Consider the following 18,716-nt stretch of genomic DNA (forward strand, 5'->3'; position numbering starts at 1 on the left):
TGTCGCCCTCTTTGCCCTCGATGTCACCGGAGGCGAGCGCGTCGGCCGCGAATGCCGACAGGTAGCCGAGCTGCTCCGGGTCCCACAGCGCGAAGGACTTCACGGTGCCGTCCTTGACGTACTCCCGCATCTGGTTGGGAGTGCCGAGGCCGGTCAGCGCGACCTTGCCCTTGTACTCGGAGTCGGACAGGTAGCGGGCGGCTGCCGCGATGCCGACCGTGGTCGGGCTGATGATGCCCTTCAGATTCGGGTGGGACTGCAGCAGGCCGGCGGTCTTGTCGAAGGACTTCTGATCGTCGTCGTCGCCGTAGACGGTCTGGACGAGCTTGATGTCGGGGTGGTTCTCGGCGAGCTCCTTCTCCATCAGCTTGATCCACTCGTTCTGGTTCGTGGCGTTGGCGGCCGCGGAGAGGATGGCCACCTCACCTGAATCGCCGATCTGCTCGGCGATCAGGTCGACCTGGCTCTTGGCGATGCCGGCGGCGTCGGCCTGGCTGACGAAGACGTCGCGGAACTCCGGCTCGGTGTCGGAGTCCATCGTGACGACCTTGGTGCCGGCGTCGCGGGCCTCCTCGAGCGCGTCGCCGATCGCCGTCGGGTCGTTCGCCGAGACGACGAGCGCACCGGCACGCTGCTGGGTCGCGGTGTTGATGAAGCTGACCTGGGAGTCAGGGGTCGCCTCGGTCGGGCCGACCTGCTCCCATGTGGTCCCGATCTCCTTCGCCGCCGTCTTGCCACCCGTGTCGGAGGCATCGAAGTAGGGGTTGCCGAGGTTCTTCGGGATGAAGGTGATGCTGCTGGTGTCGCTGCCACCCTCACCACCGCTGTCGCTCCCGCCGCCACAGGCGGAGAGGGCGAGGCCGAGGGCCGCCACGATGGCGACGGCGCTCCCGGCGCGTCGGAACTTGCTGGTCATGTCTCTCACTCCGATTTCGTTGGGGATGGTTCGTCCGAGCTGTGCTTGCCGTCTGCCCTGTCCCGGCGGCGGGTGCCGACGACACGCCCCGTCCAGCCCAGGACGCTGGCCGCGACGACGGCGGCGATCAGGAGTACGCCGGTGATGATCTGGATGATGTTGGCGCTGAGGCCGTCGAGCCGGAGCGCGCTGCCGATCGTCCCGATCAGGACGACACCGGCGATGACACCCGGGATGGCACCGCGGCCGCCGAAGATGGACACCCCGCCGAGCAGCACGGCCGCCACGACCTGGAGCTCCATACCGGTGGCGTTGTCACCACGTGCGTTGCCGTAGCGCAGCGTGAAGTAGATGCCCGCCAACCCGGAGACGAGACCGCTGAGCGTGAACAGGATCAGCTTCGTACGGTCGACGTTGACGCCCGAGAAGCGGGCGGCGTCCTTGCTGAGACCGGCGGCGAAGATGCCTCGCCCGAACGGCGTGAAGTGCAGGACCACTGCGAAGACCACGATCAGCACGACCAGCGGGATCGTCATCAGCGGGATCTGGGAGTCGCCGATCCGGGCCTGTACGACGTCGCCCCAGGCATCGGGCCAGTCGGTGATCGCCGTGGTGCCGAGCGCGCCGACCGCGATGCCGCGGAAGAGGGCCATCGTGCCGATCGTGACGGCCAGGGACGGGAGCCCGTAGCGGGTGACGAGCACTCCGTTGAGCGCACCCGCGACCGCGCAGGCGAGCAGGGCGAGCACCATCGCGAGGACGATCGGGAGGCCCTCGCGGTGCAGCACACCGAACAGCACGCTGGACAGCCCGACGATGCTCGCCACCGACAGGTCGATCTCGCCGGTGATGACGATCAGCGTCATCGGCAGCGCTATGAGCAGGATCGGCGCGATGTCGAGGACCAGGAAGTAGACCGTGATCGGGTCCGAGAAGTTGAGGATCGCGATCGAGGCGTACGTCCACACGACCACGAGGAGGGCGATGATCGCGGTGTCTCGGGTCATCAGGGTGCGCTGCCACCACGGCCTGGCGTGCGCGGCGTACGTCCTCGCCTCTGACTTCTCTGCGAGCAGAGTCATCTCTCTTCCCTCTCTGCCAGGAGCTTGTCGTGCTGTCGGCGCGCGAAGTAGCGGTCCAGGACGATCGCGCCGATGATCAGCGCGCCGACGACGGCCTGCTGCCAGAAGTCGGGGATGCCCAGGACCGGGAGCGCACGGTTGATGGTGGTGAGGAGGTAGGCGCCCAGCGCCGCACCGAGGACGGTGCCGCTGCCACCGAAGATCGCGACGCCGCCGACGACCGCGGCGCCGACGGCCTCGAGCTCCATGCCCTGGCCGACGCCGGAGCTGATGGTGCCGTAGCGGGAGACGTACAGGACGCCGGCGAGCCCGGCGAGCGCTCCCGATGTGGCGAAGGCCTGCAGGACCCGGCGCCTGTCGCGCAGCCCGTAGAGGGTCGCGGCGTCGGGGTCGGAGCCGATCGCGTAGAACTCGCGGCCGACGCGCGTGGACCGCATCAGATAGATCGCGCCGGCCAGGAGGGCGAACGAGATCCAGGCGAGGTTGGGGACGTACAGGAACGAGCCGGTGCCGAAGTCGAGCAGTCCGGGCGGGATGTCGGAGGCGTTGATCCGGTCGCTGCCGGCCCACTCGAGCATGATCCCGCGGTAGACGTAGAGAGTGCCCAGCGTGATGACCAGCGCCGGCACCTTGGCGAAGGCGACCAGCGCTCCGTTGACCAGCCCGAGGACGCCGCCAGCGGCGACGGCGACCAGGACGACGACGACCACCGGCAGGCCGGTGTCGAGGAAGAGTCTTCCGGCGAGGTACGCCGTCAGCCCGAGCGTCGAGCCGACGCTGAGGTCGACGTTGCGGGTGACGATCACCATCGCCTGGCCGATCGCCAGGCAGACGAGGATCGCGGGGGTCAGGGTGAGGTCGCGCCAGCCGTCCGCGCTGAACAGGAAGTTGGGGTTCACCGCCGTGGTCACCACGAGCAGGGCTACGAAGGCGACGGCGATGCCGGTCTCGCGCTGCTTCAGGAGCCAGGTCAGCCTGTGGGCCGACCGGCGGCGGGGCTGCGGCGCGGCCGGGGCGGGCGCGTCGAGCGTGGTGGTCATGATGCCTCGCTGACGTTCAGGGTGGTCGAGTGGTGGGCGGTCGCGGCGCGCATGACGGCCTCGGGAGTCGCCTCCTCGCGGGTCAGCTCGGCCGTCTGGTGGCCCTCGCTGAGGACGATCAGCCGGTCGGCCATGCCGAGCACCTCGGGCAGCTCGGAGGAGATCATCAGGACCCCGAGCCCCTCCTGGGCCAGGGTCGAGAGCAGCCGGTGGACCTCGGACTTCGTCCCGACGTCGATCCCTCGGGTGGGCTCGTCGATGATCAGCACCTTCGGCTGCGTGGAGAGCCACTTGGCCAGGACGACCTTCTGCTGGTTGCCACCCGAGAGAGTGCCGGCCAGGGTGTCGAGCGTCGCCGCCTTGACCTCGAGCCGGGCGGCCCAGTCCGCGGCCGACCGGTTCTCGATGCCGGTGTGGATCAGCCCGGTCCGGGCGAGCCGGTTGCTCATCGGGAGGGTGATGTTGCGCGAGATCGGCGCGTCGAGGACGAGACCGTGCTGGCGACGGTCCTCGGGTACGAAGGCGATCCCCATCTCGATCGCCTTCCGCGGGTCGCCCGGCGGGACTCGTCGCCCCTCGAGGGTGACCTCGCCACTCTCGTACGGATCGACGCCGAAGATCGCCTGCGCGACCTCGCTGCGGCCGGCGCCGACGAGGCCGGCCAGGCCGACGATCTCGCCCTCTCGGACGGTGAGGCTGATGTCCTGGAAGAGGCCGGTGCGGGTGAGTCCTTTGACCTCGAGCAGCGGCTTGCCGAGGGTGGCCTCGAGCTTCGGGTAGAGGTCGGAGACCTCGCGGCCGACCAGGCGCTGGACGATCTGGACCTCGGTGACCTCGACGATCGGGTCGGTCGAGATGTAGGCGCCGTCGCGCATCACCGTGATCGTGTCGCACAGCGCGAAGACCTCGTCGAAGCGGTGCGAGATGAAGACGATCGCGCAGCCCTGGTCGCGCAGCGTGCGAGCGACGCTCATCAGCCGGTCGACCTCGTTGCCCGAGAGGGCCGCGGTCGGCTCGTCCATGATCAGGACCTTGGCGTCGAGCGAGAGCGCCTTGGCGATCTCGATCAGCTGCTGGTCGGCGATCGAGAGGCCCTCGGTCGGGCGGTCGGGCTCGATCGGGACGCCGAGACCGGCGAAGAGCTCGACGACTTCGGCGCGCATCGCGCCGCGGTCGATCCGGCCCCAGCGGTTGGTCGGCTGGCGTCCCATGAAGATGTTCTCGGTGACCGAGAGGTCGGGGAAGAGGGTCGGCTCCTGGTAGATCACCGCGACGCCGGCCTGCTTGGCGTCGGCGGTGTTTCGGAAGTCGACCTGCTCCCCCGCGAGCAGGTAGTCGCCCCCGTCGCGGCGGTAGAGACCCGCGACGATCTTGACCAGCGTCGACTTCCCGGCGCCGTTCTCGCCGACGAGCGCGTGGATCGACCCGGCCTCGACCCGAATGCTCCCGGACCGGAGTGCTCGCACGGGGCCGAACGACTTGGCCACGTCCCGCAGCTCCAGTGCGGCGGGTGTGTCCGTCATGGGCAGCTCCTCGAATTGAAAGGTTTCAAGCCCGGTTTACGCTAGTGATGGCAGTCACATACGTCAACACCCTTCGGGCCCTAATTTGGGCGAGCCGGAACGGTCGAGCGGGCAGCCCTCGAGGAATCTGCGCCCTCGAGCGGGAATCGGGCCGCGGCGTACCGCGTTCTCCGGCCATGCACGCACTCTGGGTCTGGGCACATCCGCACGCATCGTCGCTGAACGGACGGCTGCGCGAGACGGGCACCAACGCGCTCCGCGAGGCCGGCTGGAGCGTCGACGAGATCGACCTCTACCGAGAAGGTTTCAATCCGCTGCTCGTGGAGACGGGCGGGGCCGACGTACGCCGCCACCAGGACCGTCTGCGCGAGGCCGACCTCCTGGTCCTCCAGTTCCCGCTGTGGTGGTATTCGGTGCCGGCCATCCTCAAGGGCTGGATCGACCGGGTCTTCGAGTCGGGGTTCGCCTTCGACGTACCCGATCCGGAGACCGGCAAGCCGCTCAAGTACGGCAAGGGTGGCCTGGTCGGCAAGCGCGCCCTGACCGTCGTGACCGCCGGCGACCGCGCCGCCACCCTCGGCCCGCGCGGGATCAGCGGCCACATCGAGGACGTCCTGTGGCCGCTGCTCCACGGCACGTTCTGGTACACCGGCATGGACCCGCTGCGACCGCACCTGATCACCGACACCGGCGACATCGACGAGCAGGGGCTCAAGCGGATCGAGGCCGACCTGGCCGTACGTCTCGAAGGCGTGGCACAGGAGCCACGGATCGACTACCTACCCATGTGCGATGACCACTACGACCACACGATCAAGCTGCACCCGACCGTCGCGCCGGGCAAGGACGACCTCAGCGCCCACCGCTCAGGCAGTTGAGGGCGGCGCGATACGACGGGACGTTCTTGTCCATCTACCCGTTGGTAACGGACAAGAACGTCCCGTCGTATCCGAGAGACCGCTCAGAGCTGGGAGTCGTAGACGCGTACGTAGTCGACGACCATGCTCTGCGGGAACTGCGTCGAGCCGTCGGGGTTGCCGGGCCAGTTGCCGCCGACCGCGACGTTGAGGATGAAGAAGAACGGCTGGTCGAAGACCCAGGGATTGCCGCCGGTGTTGGCCGTCGTGAAGGTCTGGTAGGCCACTCCGTCGACGGACCAGGTGATGGAGCCGGGCTGCCAGTCGACGGCGAAGGTGTGGAAGGTGTCGGCGAAGGACCAGCCCTGCGGGTGCATGTAGGACCCGGTGATCGGGTTGCCACCCGAGTAGCCCGGGCCGTGGAGGGTCCCGTGCACGATGTGGGGCTCGTAGCCGACGTTCTCCATGATGTCGATCTCGCCGGAGTCGGGCCACGGGGTGTTCGGGAACTGGCCGCCCAGCATCCAGAACGCGGGCCAGATCCCCTGGCCGCGCGGTATCTGGATCCGCGCCTCCAGGCGCCCGTACTTCGGCTGGACCTTGCCCTTGGTGGTCATCCGGGCCGAGGTGTAGCCGCTGCCGTTCCGCCGGGCGGTGATCACCAGGTTGCCGTTGCCGTCGAGCGCGGAGTTCTCGCGGGAGTCGGTGTACGTCTGCAGCTCGTTGTTGCCCCAGCCGCCACCTCCGGTCTCGTGGTTCCAGTTGGCGGCGTTCGGGGCGCTGCCGGCGGCGCCGTCGAACTCGTCGGACCAGGTCAGGGCGGCCGCCTCGGGTGCCTTCGGGGCCTGACCCGAGCCACCGCCTTCGGCGTCCGGCACGGCGGCCGGGGCAGCGAGCGGGGCGGAAAGGACGAGAGCCAGGGCGGCGGTCGCCGTGAGTGTGGTGCGGATGGTGCGGATCCTCGAGCTTCGCATCGAACGCTCCTTCGCGTACGCGGGGGTTAACTGTAAGGCGACCTTACAGTTATTTACCGTCCTCCGGAACGAAATCCCCACGCGGCCGTACGCCGAGGTCAGACGACCGGACCCTCCCCCAGGGTGACCGTTGCGGTGCGAGCCTCGCCGGTGGAGTCGGTCCAGCCGACCGATATCTCGTCGCCGGGCTCGTGGTCGGCCAGGACCGAGGTGATGTCGTCGAGGCTCGCCACCTCCGTGCCGTCGACGGCGGTGATCGTGCTGCCTTCAGTGATCGCGGCCGCCTCGGCGGCGCCGCCCTCGATGACGCCGACCACCCGCGTCGAGTCGGTGGTGTCGACCTGGACTCCGAGCGCGGCAGCCGAGCCACCGATCTCGACGTCGCCCGACTCCTCACCGGCGATGACCTGGGCAGCGATGTCGAGCACGGTGTCGATCGGGATGGCATAGCCGGAGATCTCCGCCGAACCCGAGGTCGCGGCGACGTTCATCCCGATGACCTCACCGTCCTCGTCCAGCAGCGCTCCTCCGGAGTCGCCGGAGACGACGTCGGCGTCGGTCTCGACCAGGTCGCTGAGGTCGGAGGCGGTGCCGTCCTCGTTGTTGACGGTGATCGCGGTGCTCGGGTTGGTGACGGTGCCGTCCGCCGCCGAGAGCTCACCCTGTCCGTCGGCATTGCCGACCGAGGTGACCACCTGGCCCTGGGTGGCGGGGTCCCGGTCGGTCGCGACGGTCGAGAGCCCCGAGGCGTCCTCGAGCTGCAGCACCGCGACGTCGTGGACGTCGTCGTAGCCGAGGACGGTCGCGTCGTACGTCTTCCCCGTGCTCGGATCGGTGACCGTGATCGAGGTGGCGCCCTCGACGACGTGGTGGTTGGTCACCACGATCCCGTCGCCGGTGATCGTCAGCCCCGTGCCCGCGCCCTGGGCGGTCCCGTAGCCGACCGCGGTGTTGACCAGCACGACCCCGGTCGACTCGGAGTCGGTCGCGGGCTCGGAGTCGACCGTCGCGGACGAGGTGCCGAGGCTCTGCCGGTAGGGGTTCAGGGTCCCGCCGCCGTAGCCACCGCCATAACCACCGCTGCCCCCGTAGGTGCCGTAGCTGTCGTACGGATAGCCGAGGTCGTACCCGGGACCGGACTCGGCCGCGTACGTCTTGGTGGCGCTCACCGCTGCCGCGGCGAGTGCCGGGGTGGCGAGCGGGATCGCAACGAGCGGGATCGCCAGAACGGCGACGAGGGACTGGCGAAGACGACGGGAGCGGGACATCGGGTCCTCCTTGAGACTGTTGATGCCTCAAGACTCCGCTCGATCGCTGTGGGCTTGCTGTGGACAGGTCAGGAGCTGCCTGGGAATCGGCCACGACCTCCGGATCGGTGATGTCCATCCCTGTGTCCCGGGCTCTCATGAAACAGTCAGATTGCCTGAATATGCTTCGCCCGTGCCCGCTCTTCTTCGCTCGCCGTCTCGTCTCTTTCGCATCGTCGCCACCGCCGAGGCCGTGACCTGGACGGGACTGCTCATTGGCATGTTCCTGAAGTACGTCACCGAGACGACCGAGCTCGGAGTCAGCATCTTCGGGATGCTGCACGGCATCGTGTTCATCACCTACTGCGTGACCACCGTCGCGGTCGCGGTCGACCAGCGCTGGTCCTTCGGCCGCCTCCTCGCCGGCCTCGCCTCCTCGATCCCGCCGCTCCTCACCCTCTGGTTCGAGCGCTACGCCGAGCGCCGCGGCCTCGTCGCGCTGACCTGGCGCCTCATCGGCGAGTCCCCCGCCCGACCGCTCGAGCGTCCGCTCGCCTGGCTCCTGCGCAACCCGGTCCGCGGTCTGGCTGCTGGCCTTGCCAGCGTCGCCGCGCTGACCGTCGTCGCGCTCGTCGCTGGGCCGCCTGTCGGCTGACTCAAAGCGAACACATGTCGGTCACCGGCTTGCTAGAAGTGGCAGTGACTCGGCAAGCGATCGCCACCTCCGCGCCGCGTTCAGATTCTCAGCACTTCGCGACTGATCCCGCTACCCAAGTCACGAAAGCATCAGCCTCCACGCCCTCGCCCCCGACGATCCGATGCCCATATGTTGCCAGTAGCCGGTCGATGTCGACGTTGTACTTCGGGTTCGGCACGCGTGCGAACCCCATGATTACATGACGCTGGAAGGCAATATCCCGCTTCCCTTTGTCGAACATGACCCACATCAGGTTCGGGCAGCGCTCGATCATCACATCGCCCAGGAAGAGCGCTAGATCGTTGACGACGGCGTACCACTCATTTCGAAGCCGCCCTGTCTGCGGATCGCCCTCAACCTCGCTTCGAAACCAATCGTTGGCGGCTTGCAGACCGGCGTCATCCGAAGCGAGGGTTACACCGTTGTCTGCCAGAAGGCGGCGCACTTCCAGAACGCGTTCGTCTTTGGCATCCATCAATCGCCTGAATGCCGCACGCGCTTCGCGCCTCGTCACCTCATGCAGAGGCTGCGTGACTCCCGGATCGAATGGCGAGTACTCGCCCCACGTGACACTCATCGCACCACCGTAAATGGGATCTGGTTGCGGAGAAGTTCCGCGATCAGTTTGGGGGTCGGCCCACCTCGCCCTGTCGTCGGGCTCGTGGAGAACTCCCACATCAACTTTTGCACTGGGCTGTTCCGATCGTTCAGAAGCTCCACGTCCCGCGCGATCTCCTGTCGCTCTCGACTACCCAAACCCGTGCGTCCGACCTTGGACTCGATCGCCAAGCCATCGGGTGTCAAAACATCGAGACGACGTGTCCCACTCATGGCCTGCAACGTGACTTCCCGCCCGGAACCGGGGTACCGCGCAGCGATCGCATCAGAGGCGGCGTCCCCTACGGCCTTGTTCTGCTGGACACAGTTGTGAACAAGGACCGGCGTATCCCCAGCAAGCACGTAATAGGTGTGAAGGCCATCCACCGTTAGGTTGTGCGCCGCAATGTGGGCGCGCCTTACCTTGACCGCGCTCACCTGAACCACGGTCCCGGCCGAAGTTCGGAGCTTGTCGCCGGTGCGCAGGTCGCCAGCGTCAACCCATCCGCCGCGCTTTCCTTCGTTCACGACCCAGAAGGGGTGCTCGTCCGTGCCCTTGACGTGACTCCCGTCCTTCAGCGTCACCGTCACGACGCCATGCGGGCCCGCGTGGTGGATGAGGGCTGTGACCTTGCGGGAGCCCTTCTTGCCTGTAACTGGATCTGTAGCGGCGACACGGTCTCCACGTTTGACCTTGCTGATGGGTTTGGTGGTCCCGTCGCCCATCAAGACCCGGGTATCGGCGGTAAATGAGTTCCTCAAGGGGCACGATCCCCCGTCGCCGCCAGATGAACGACTGCCACCGGCCGGTTCCGGATCCTTCGGCGCCCCATCACCCTTGCCGGTGGTAGCAGCCTTCTTCTTCGACGCCTGCTGCCGCGCCTTGGCAGCGGCGGCAGCGGCGGCCTTCTTAGCCTTGGCCTTAGCAGCAGCCTTAGCGGCGGCAGCCTTCTTGGCCGCCGAGCGTGCGGCCGCAGCGGCGGCGGCCTTGGCTTCGGCGATGGCCTTCTTGGCCTTGGCGGCGCCTTGGAGGATCTTCTTGGCGACGCGGGACTTCTCGATGAAGGAGACGACGGCCTTGCCGGCCTTGTAGATGCCCTCGGCGATCTTGGGGGCCTTGAAGATCTTGCCCCAGGGCAGGGCGCCGACGACGGCGGAGACGCAGGCGCCGAGGTCGCCCTTGAGGCAGTTGATGACGTCGGTGACGCCGAGGACCTCCATCAGGATCGCGCCGCCGCCCTGGATGACGACGTCGAGGATGGTGGTCGACTGGATCTTGTTGGCCCAGGCCAGGTCCTCGGGGCTCGGGCCGGGCGGGACCTCGGGCGTCTTGGTCGTGTCCGGGTTCGCGGAGTCGGACGTCGCGCCGGCCGCGGAGCCGCCGCCGCCGTCGATCGCCACCTGCTCGCCGGTGGGGTCGGTGTAGGTCGTCGGGTTGTTCCGGGCGTACACGTAGGGAGAGGCGCCGGGCCCGTCGCCGGCGATCGGGTCGACGGAGGTGAAGCGGCCGGAGCTGGGGTTATAGGTCCGGGCGCGGAGGTGGTAGTTGCCTTCGCCGGTCGAGTCGTCCTGGTACGCCCCGGTGAACTTCATCGGGTTGTCGACCGACGGCTCGGACGTACCGCCGCCACCGTCGGCCAGCGTGGGTCCGGATCGAGATTGGCCGAATGGGTCGTAGTCGTAGCCGTCCTCGACCTCGCCGCCAGGGGTGAGCATGTTGGCGATGCCGCCGAGCCAGTCGTGGGTGTAGGCGTGCGCGCCGCCCTCGGACTCGAGCAGCGCGAGCGGTTCGTCGTCGGGGCCGAAGGCGAACCCCTGACGCTGCGTCCCGGACGAGGTGGTGACGGTGTCGAGCGCGATCTGCTCGAGGGAGCCGTTGGTGTCCCACGTCCAGCGGCGGGTCTCCGCGTCGGAGCCGGAGCCACTCTTCGCGGTCTGCCGCATCCGAGAGGCGTCGTAGGTGTACTTCGTCGTCTTCCCGGCGACGGTGGCGGAGGCGAGGGTGTTGTCGAGGTTGTAGTCGAAGTGCTTCTTGCCCTCGCGGGTCTGGTTGCCGCGTACGTCGTAGTCGTAGGTCGTCTTGCTCGGGAAGCGGCCCTTCTCGGCCTTCACGGTGGCGACGAGCTGGTTGGCGCGGTCGTAGGAGTACTTCGTGAAGTCGTGCCCGGCGCTGCCGGTGCGCCGCTGGCTGGTGCGGTTGCCGACGAGGTCGTAGGAGTAGTCGATCCGTCCAGACGCCTTCTCGTGCCGGTCGCACTCGGCGGCGTCGTAGCAGGCCGACTCGACCCGGTTCATGTCGTCGTAGGCGTAGGCGACCGACTCCGTCTTGTCGCCGCGCGTCGTCTGGGTGCGGGTCGGGTTGCCGACCTCGTCGAGGTCCAGCTCGAAGGCGGAGACCGGGTCGTCCACGCCTGGCGGCGGGTCGGTCCCGCTGGCGCGTTTGGTGCCGATCGACGTCAGCCGGCCGGCGCGGTCGTAGGCACGCTTCTCGACGAGACCGGTCGACGCCGGCATGGTGGTGCTGGTGCGGCGGCCGGCGACGTCGTACCCGAACTTCCAGGTGGACGGATCCGGGCCGGCTGACCCACCGGAAGCGGTCAGCGAGGTCGGCCGGGAGTCCTTGTCGTAGGTCTGCGAGATCTCGGTCCCGTCGGGGTAGTGCTTCGAGGTGATGTTGCCGCGCTGGTCGTAGTCGTAGCGGAACGTCTGGGCGAAGCCACCGTCCTCGGTGCGGGTCACCCGCTGGATCTGGTCCTCGTCGTCGTAGGTGACCTTGCGGGTGCCGTTGGGGTCGACGAAGGAGGTGGTCCGATCCTTGGCGTCATAGCCGTAGCTGTAGGTCGGGCCCTCGGTCCCGAGCTTCTGCTCGGTCAGCCGCCCGCGCAAGTCATAGACCGAGGTCATGGTCTTGGCCGCACGCTCGTCCTCGTCGAGATGCTCGTGGCGTCCGGTCGTGATCGAGGAGGTGACGTTGTTCTCCGCGTCGTAGCCGACCTCGGTGCGACGACCGAGCGGGTCGATCGTCAGGCTGGGCCGACCGGCGTCGTCGTAGAAGGTGCGGCTGTCGCGACCGTGAGGATCCTCGACCCGGGTCAGCAGGCCGTCGCGGTCGTAGTGCATCCGCGTCGAGTCGCCCCAGTGCTTCGCGTCGGCGTTACGGACCGCCGCGACCTGGTCGTCGTCGCGATAGCGGACCTCCGTGGAGTTGCCACGGGCGTCGGTCGTCCTCACCGGACGGTTGGTCAGGTCGTACGTCCGCTCGCTGGCGTGACCGAGCGGATCGGTCTCGCGGATCATGTTGCCCGCGGCGTCGTACTCGTAGCGGGTCGTGTACTTCGCGGGGTCGGCTCCCTCGACGTTGCCGCGCGGCTCGGTCACCGCGACGAGCAGGCCGTCGTCGTCGTACTCGTAGCTGGTGGTGCCGCCGACCGGTGAGGTCTCGCGGATCTTGTTGCCGGCCTTGTCGTAGACGGTTCGGGTGGTGCTGCCGCTGGCGTCGCGGCGTTCGGTCTGCTGCCCGTTCTTGTCGTACGCCATCGAGATCTTGCGGCCCATGGTGTCGCTGGCCTGGGTGAGCTGCCCGGTCTTGTCGCGCTTGAAGGCGGCGCTGTTGTTGAGCTCGTCGATCGTGGCCGTCGTGCGGTCGAGCTGGTCGACCTTGATGTCGCGATCGACGTATCCGGGCTTGCCCGGGTAGGGCATCCGCACCCGGATCGGGTTGTCGTCGCCGTCGTAGAAGTAGGTCGTGCGGAAGTCGGCCTTGTCCGCGCCGGGCATGTTCCCGCGCGGCGAGATCACCGTCTTGACCAGGCCTTTCCCGTCATAGGTGTAGGACGTGACCAAGTCGGGGGCGTCGCGCATGTGGACGCGCTCGGCCTTGGTGCGGCCGGCCTTCGTATATTCGGTAGAGGTCTTCCGCTCGCCCGTCCGCACCGACTCGGGCAGCCCCGAGCGCAGGTAGGTGTAGTGCGTCTCGACACCTTCGGGCGAACGCGACTCGACCATCCGGCCGACATCGTCATAGCGCGACTTCGAGGTGCCCTGCTTGCCCGGCTGGATCGTCTCGATGACCCGGTCCTGCTCGTCGTAGCGGACCCGCGTCGTCCAGTCGTCACGATGGTCGTGGTGCCGCCACAGCCAGTCGAGCAACCCGTGCCTACGTCTCTTCTCGCTGGCCTCACGAGCCTCGAAGTAGCGCGGATCCACCTGCCCGACGACACGACCGGTGCGGTCGTACTCCACCTCCGAGCGCCGCCCCTCCGGGGTCACGACCGCCTTGAGCATCCCGTACGCAGGGCCTCGGCCGTAGTACTCATAGCGGGTGACCTTCCCGCGTTGGTCGGTGGTGCGGGTGGGCAGGCCCCGGTCGTCGTAGGCGTGGGTGACCTTGTTGCCCTTGGCGTCGGTGCTCGAGACGAGCTCGTTGTACTTGTTGTAGTCGTTGCGCCACACGTTGCCGTCGGCGTCGGTGAACTTGGTCGGGTTGTTCCGGTCGTCGTACTCGGTCTTCTCCTTCACCTTCATCCCCTGCGGCGCCATCATCTGGGTCGGGTTGCCACGCAGGTCGAACTGGGTGCGGTGCTGATAGCCGTTGCCGTTGACCACGAGGTTGCGGTCCAGCCGCTTGTTGTAGCGGTGGTTGTCCGAGTCGCCGGTGGCGCGCTGGCTGTAGACCAGCACGTTGCCGCGGTAGCCGTCATAGACGGAGACGTCGTCGGCGTCGGTGGTTCGCGCCTCCTGCTTCGCCGCGTCCCAGGCGAAAGTCATCGGCGCACCTTCAGCGTCGACCTGGCGCGCCATACGGCCGTCCTCGCCGTAGGTGTTGCGTACGGTCGGCTGGTCGTTCGGGTCGGTGACGCCAACGAGGCGGGCCTTGCTGTCGTAGGTGTAGCGCCACGGGTTCCCCCGCGCGTCCTTCACCTTGACCAGCAGCCCGTCCTCGTAGAAGTAGCGCACCTTGCGGTGATCGGGCAGCTTGATCATCCGGATCAGGCCGTCCTCGTCGAGCGATGCGGTGGTCTCGCGCCCGGAGGCGTCGGTGAGCACGATCCTGTCGTCCGAGTAGGAGAGGCGTACGCCGACCTCGCGCGGATTGAGCACCGAGACCAGTCGGCCGGCGGCGTCGAAGGTGTAGCGCACCTGTGTCGGAGTCACCAGCGCGTAGCCCTTCCCCGAGCGCTCGAGGTTCGACCTCACCCCGGCCGGCCTGTTGAACCCGCCGTCCCCGTCGGACTTGTAGAGCGCCTCGGCGCCGTCCTCGGCGCGCACCACCACTGCCCCGTCGTCACGCCCGGTGACGCTCATGTCGTAGGACCACGCCCAGCCGAACCCGAGCGGGCCTTCCTTGGAGTTCCTCGAGGAGTAGGTGCGCGCGGAGGCGAACTGCACCCCGAAGGACGCCATCTGCAGGTCGGACTCCACCCTCACGAAGGCACCGGTGCCGGTGTTGACCCCGATCCCGCGGGTCGCCTGAGCGGACTCGGTCGGGCTCAGCGCGTTCGCGCATCCGCAGCCCGCGGCCTGGTCGTCGGGGATGCTCGGCGGCACGATCGACTTGCGTGGCTTCGTCGCCCCCGACCGGTCGGAGACCAGCTCCTTGCCGCCGGGCAGCCGAGCGGCGATCGTCATCACGTAGCTCTTCTTCGGGCTCAGCTTCCAGCCGTCCAGCATCCCGAACGTACGGCAGTACTCGCCCTGGCTTCCGCAGAACCGTAGTCCGGTCAGCTCCTCGCGGGTGACCGCCTTGGACTCCTGCACCTTCGGGTCACCGGTCTCGTAGAGCCGGAAGACCGCGTGCGTCCAGCGACGATCGACCTTGTCCCCGTTGAAGTACGCCACCAGCGAGGTGTCACCCAAGGCGAACCCGGACCGCAGCTTGACCCCGGTGAAGGCACCCTTGTCCGCCAACGTACGAGCGCCCGACATCATCGCGTTGAACGACCCGCGCGACACCTTGCGCACCTCGGGGCTGGCATCCGTGCCCTCGGGCACCACCGGCGGGCGCTCGTCGGCCGCGTAGCTCTTCGAGCGGCGCACCGAGCCCGGCAGGGCCCTCGCGACCGGGCCCTGCCCGGGCTTCGCCGTCGGCGCGACGGCCGCCGACGCCGGTGTGGCCATGGTGATGATCGCGAGGAGCGAGGCGAGCAGCGCGACCGTCACGCCAACCGCGACGTTGCGACGTTGCCCGCGCGCCAGAAGGGCGCCGAGCCGACGTAACCGAGACATTGCGAGATCCCCCATCGGCCTGCGTCCTGCGTTGCCCAGCAACAGCGGGAATGGCTCGATGCGGGGGAATCACAAGCTCTCGGCCTGAGTGAGCAGGTTGAGTGCGGCTCTTAACCTGCCCGGCCTGCCTTTATCGAACCTGTAGCAAACCTGTATGCCGGCGCTCCCGGGTTTCCGGCCGTCGGCTCCATGGCGAAAGGTCCGACGGTGGTCTCCATAATTCGCTGTAACCCTTCCGGCGGGCTCCAGTAACCTGATTACAAGTGCGCTCGAGGTGCCGCCCGCGGGATGTGGACACGGTCTGCCCGGCGCAAGGACGAGTTCCGGGGGCGTTCTGTTGCATATCCGGGTGCTGGGGCCGATCGCGGTCCGACGCGACGACTCGTGGGAACGCGTACGCACCCCGAAGCTCCAAGGCATGCTCTCCCGCCTCGTGGTCAGTGCCGGGATGCCGGTGAGCATCGACAGTCTGATCGAGGAGCTCTGGCCCGACGCCGCTCCGGAGACCGCGACCAACCAGGTGCACGGCTACGTCTCGCGGCTGCGCAAGCTTCTGTCTGACGGCGCTCTCGTCGGCACCCGCTCCGCGGGGTACGAGCTGTTGCTCGGACCGGCCGACACCGACGCGATGGTCTTCGAGACCCTTGCCACCGATGGGCGGATCGCCCTCGAAGCAGGCCGGGCCGATCATGCGGCCGCGAGCCTGCGGCAGGCGCTGGATCTCTGGGAGGGCCCCGCTCTCGGCAATCCCCTTCGTGGCCCGGCCCGGATCGAGGCGGACCGGCTCGACGAGCTCCGCTCCGTGATCCGCGAGGCCTGGGCCGACGCCGAGATCCGCCGAGGCCGCGCGGCGGCCGACCTCGTCGCCGAGCTGCGGGCGATGGTCGACATGGAGCCGCTGCGGGAGCATCGCTGGGAGCTGCTCCTACGCGCACTGCACGAGTCCGGACGCACTGCGGAGGCGCTCGCCTCCTACCGTCGCGTCTACCGCCTCCTCGGTCAGGAGCTCGGAGTCTCACCGGGCGGAGCGCTGACAGCGCTGCACGCACGGATCCTCGAAGAGAGCAGCGAAACCGTCGTGGTGCCGCAGCCTCGACCCGCCCCGATCGGCACCGTTGCCGTCATACCTCGACAGCTGCCGGCCCCGGTCAGCGACTTCACCGGGCGAGTCGGTGAGCTCACCGCGGTCACCGACTGGATCCTCGCGGCCAGGCACGAGAGATCCGAGCCCTCGGCGCTCCTCCTGTCGGGCTGGGGAGGCATCGGCAAGACGGCGCTCGCCGTACAAGCCGCCCACGAGGTTGCCGACCGGTTCCCGGACGGCCAGATCCATCTCGATCTCCGCGGCTTCTCCCCCAGTCGACCGCTGCCGCCGAGGCAGGCGCTGATCCACTGTCTGCATTCGCTCGGCACCCCGGCCGATCAGGTCCCGAAGGACGAAGACGAGGCGATAGGGCTCTACCGCACCGCGCTCGCCGGACGCAGGGTGCTGCTGGTCCTCGACAATGCCGCCGACGCCGACCAGCTTGCCCCGCTGATCCCACCGACCGGGAGCCTCGCACTGGTCACGAGCAGGCACACCATGTCCGGGCTGGTGGCGTCCGGTCACGTACGCCGGCACCCGATCACGCCGATGACCGACACGGACGCGCGCGAGCTGCTCACCAGGCTAGTCGGGCCGCAAAGGTCCGGCCAGGACCCCGACCCCATCGAGACCCTGGCCGACGTCTGCGCCGGCCTGCCCCTTGCTATCCGCATCGCTGCCGCGAACCTCGCCGACGACAACCTCGGCTCCGTCGGTGACCAGGTCCGAGCACTGAGCGTTGAGGCACCGCTGGACTTCCTGCGTACCGATGACGCCGACGATGACCATCCTGAGACATCGCTGGCCGCCGCGTTCTCGCTCTCCTACCGACGGCTCTCCCCGTCGGCGGCCCGCGCGTTCTGTCTCACCGGCCTCACCGGCACCGATGAGTTCACTCTGCTCCGGGCCGCATCGCTCCTCGCTCTCCCGGAAGCCGAGACCCGGCGGGTCCTCGCCTCGTTGTGCGACTGCGGGCTGCTCGAACGCTCCGGTCGCGACCGTTACCGCACCCACCACCTTCTGCGCTCCTACGCACGTGAGTGCGTCACCTCGTCCTGACCGCCGCCCGCACTCTGCCCGGGCCACGTCAGGTGACTCCCGGCAGGACCGAAACCCCTGCTCCGCGGGTCGGCTGCCACGTACGTAACCTGGTTGAGGAAGGCTGGCCACGCTGAACCTGCGACGCGACGAATCGGGGCGATGTAGCTATGACCGCCGACCTGGCCTACGTGGTTGCCGGGGCCAGTCTGCTGCTTGCCATCGTGCTGCCCGATCTCCTCAACCGGTGGGCGATCTCGGCTCCGATGGTCCTGGTCGGGGTCGGGATGCTGATCGGGCTGACCCCGCTCCCCGACGGTCTCCCGCTGGACCCGCAGGCCAACCGAGCCGCGATCGAGCACACGACCGAGCTGGTCGTCATCGTGGCGCTGATGGGTGTCGGGCTGGCACTGGACCGCCCGCTCGAGATCCGGAGGTGGAGGAGCTGGCGCCAGTGGTCCCCGACGTGGCGGTTGCTGGCGATCGGGATGCCGCTCACCATCGCCGCCGTCGCAGCCCTCGGCTGGGCGGCCGGGCTGGCGCCCGCCGTGGCGCTGCTCCTGGGCGCGGCGCTGGCACCCACTGATCCGGTGCTCGCCTCCGACGTACAGGTTGCCGGTCCGCAGACCGGTGACCACGAGGTCGACGAGAGCGACGAGCTCCGTTTCGCGCTCACCTCGGAGGCAGGTCTCAACGACAGCCTCGCCTTCCCGTTCGTCTACCTGGCGATCCTGCTCGCCACCGAAGGCGCCGTGTCGAGCTGGGCTCTGGAGTGGGTGGGCTTCTACCTCGTGGCGAAGGTCGTGATCGGCGTACTCGCCGGCATCTTCATGGGGAAGGTGCTCGCCTACATCGCCTTCCGGTCCAGCAACCGGTCCCTGCGGGTCGCGGAACGAGGCGAGTCGCTGCTCGCGCTCGCCGCACTGATCGGAGCGTACGGCGTCGGCGAGGTTCTCGGCGGCTACGGCTTCCTCTCCGTCTTCGTCTGCGCCATGGCCTTCCGTTCCGCCGAACGGTCGCACGACTACCACGCAGCCATGCACGAGGTCGCCGAGCGGCTCGAGCGGCTGCTGACGCTCTTCGTCCTGCTCATCCTCGGCATCGCGCTCACCCGTGGCCTGCTGGAAGCCCTCGACTGGCGAGGGATCGCCATCGGGCTGGCCCTGATCCTGCTCGTCCGTCCGGTCGCGGGGATCGTGGCTCTCGCGCCCTGGCCTCGTCGAGGTGCCGTAGCGGCCGCGCTCACCCGACGGCAACGTTTGGCCACGGCGTTCTTCGGAGTCCGTGGAGTCGGATCCATCTACTATCTCGCGTACGCCGCCGGCAAGGATCCGGCGTTGGCCCAGGACTGGCTGTGGTCGACGGTCGCCTTCACCGTCGTCGCCTCGGTCTTGATCCACGGCGTCCTCGCCACCCCGGTCATGGCCCGCATCGAT

The 18,716-nt window shown here is 68.3% G+C and carries 12 protein-coding genes; 4 read left to right on the forward strand and 8 right to left on the reverse strand.

The features are described from left to right. The 4 genes from rhaS to ACRDPS_RS01030 form a co-directional block, all read right to left on the reverse strand. Positions 1-916 (reverse strand): rhamnose ABC transporter substrate-binding protein (gene rhaS, locus ACRDPS_RS01015; protein ID WP_431499754.1); only part of this gene is annotated, 916 nt, incomplete at its 3' end. A gap of 5 nt (positions 917-921) precedes the next feature. Beyond that, positions 922-1,998, reverse strand: coding sequence for an ABC transporter permease (locus ACRDPS_RS01020; RefSeq protein ID WP_431499755.1), 1,077 nt, complete (start codon positions 1,996-1,998; stop codon positions 922-924). Further along, the gene (locus ACRDPS_RS01025) at positions 1,995-3,038 is read right to left on the reverse strand and encodes an ABC transporter permease (protein ID WP_431499756.1); all 1,044 of its coding nucleotides are present in this window, start codon (positions 3,036-3,038) and stop codon (positions 1,995-1,997) included. The genes ACRDPS_RS01020 and ACRDPS_RS01025 overlap by 4 nt, the downstream gene beginning before the upstream one ends. Then, positions 3,035-4,561, reverse strand: coding sequence for a sugar ABC transporter ATP-binding protein (locus tag ACRDPS_RS01030; protein WP_431499757.1), 1,527 nt, complete (start codon positions 4,559-4,561; stop codon positions 3,035-3,037). The genes ACRDPS_RS01025 and ACRDPS_RS01030 overlap by 4 nt, the downstream gene beginning before the upstream one ends. 176 nt (positions 4,562-4,737) lie before the next feature. Here ACRDPS_RS01030 and ACRDPS_RS01035 point away from each other — a divergent pair, with 176 nt between their 5' ends. Next, positions 4,738-5,439, forward strand: coding sequence for an NAD(P)H-dependent oxidoreductase (locus ACRDPS_RS01035; RefSeq protein WP_431499758.1), 702 nt, complete (start codon positions 4,738-4,740; stop codon positions 5,437-5,439). A gap of 83 nt (positions 5,440-5,522) precedes the next feature. Here the strand turns inward: ACRDPS_RS01035 and ACRDPS_RS01040 are convergent, their stop codons facing one another. Next, positions 5,523-6,392 (reverse strand): glycoside hydrolase family 16 protein, encoded by an 870-nt coding sequence (locus ACRDPS_RS01040; protein WP_431499759.1) that lies wholly within the window; start codon positions 6,390-6,392, stop codon positions 5,523-5,525. Positions 6,393-6,490: 98 nt separating this feature from the next. Continuing rightward, positions 6,491-7,660, reverse strand: a complete 1,170-nt coding sequence (locus ACRDPS_RS01045; RefSeq protein ID WP_431499760.1) for a S1C family serine protease — start codon at positions 7,658-7,660, stop codon at positions 6,491-6,493. A 172-nt stretch (positions 7,661-7,832) separates the two neighbouring features. Between ACRDPS_RS01045 and ACRDPS_RS01050 the strand changes: the two genes are divergently transcribed. Then, positions 7,833-8,294, forward strand: coding sequence for a DUF3817 domain-containing protein (locus ACRDPS_RS01050; protein ID WP_431499761.1), 462 nt, complete (start codon positions 7,833-7,835; stop codon positions 8,292-8,294). An 88-nt stretch (positions 8,295-8,382) separates the two neighbouring features. On the opposite strand, the gene ACRDPS_RS01055 is transcribed toward ACRDPS_RS01050, so the two are convergent. Then, a complete protein-coding gene (locus tag ACRDPS_RS01055) occupies positions 8,383-8,913 on the reverse strand; it encodes a hypothetical protein (RefSeq protein WP_431499762.1) in 531 nt (176 codons plus the stop codon). Next, entirely contained in the window at positions 8,910-15,158 is a 6,249-nt protein-coding gene (locus ACRDPS_RS01060; protein ID WP_431499763.1) for a polymorphic toxin-type HINT domain-containing protein, read from the reverse strand. The genes ACRDPS_RS01055 and ACRDPS_RS01060 overlap by 4 nt, the downstream gene beginning before the upstream one ends. Before the next feature lie 349 nt (positions 15,159-15,507). Between ACRDPS_RS01060 and ACRDPS_RS01065 the strand changes: the two genes are divergently transcribed. Both ACRDPS_RS01065 and ACRDPS_RS01070 read left to right on the forward strand, forming a co-directional pair. Continuing rightward, positions 15,508-17,301: a BTAD domain-containing putative transcriptional regulator gene (locus ACRDPS_RS01065; protein ID WP_431499764.1), complete on the forward strand. Its 1,794-nt coding sequence runs from the start codon at positions 15,508-15,510 to the stop codon at positions 17,299-17,301. 149 nt (positions 17,302-17,450) lie between these two features. Further along, the coding region (locus ACRDPS_RS01070; protein WP_431499765.1) for a cation:proton antiporter at positions 17,451-18,716 on the forward strand (1,266 nt) is incomplete at its 3' end.

The sequence above is a fragment of the Nocardioides sp. genome, assembly GCF_050699375.1.
Lineage (GTDB): Bacteria > Actinomycetota > Actinomycetes > Propionibacteriales > Nocardioidaceae > Nocardioides.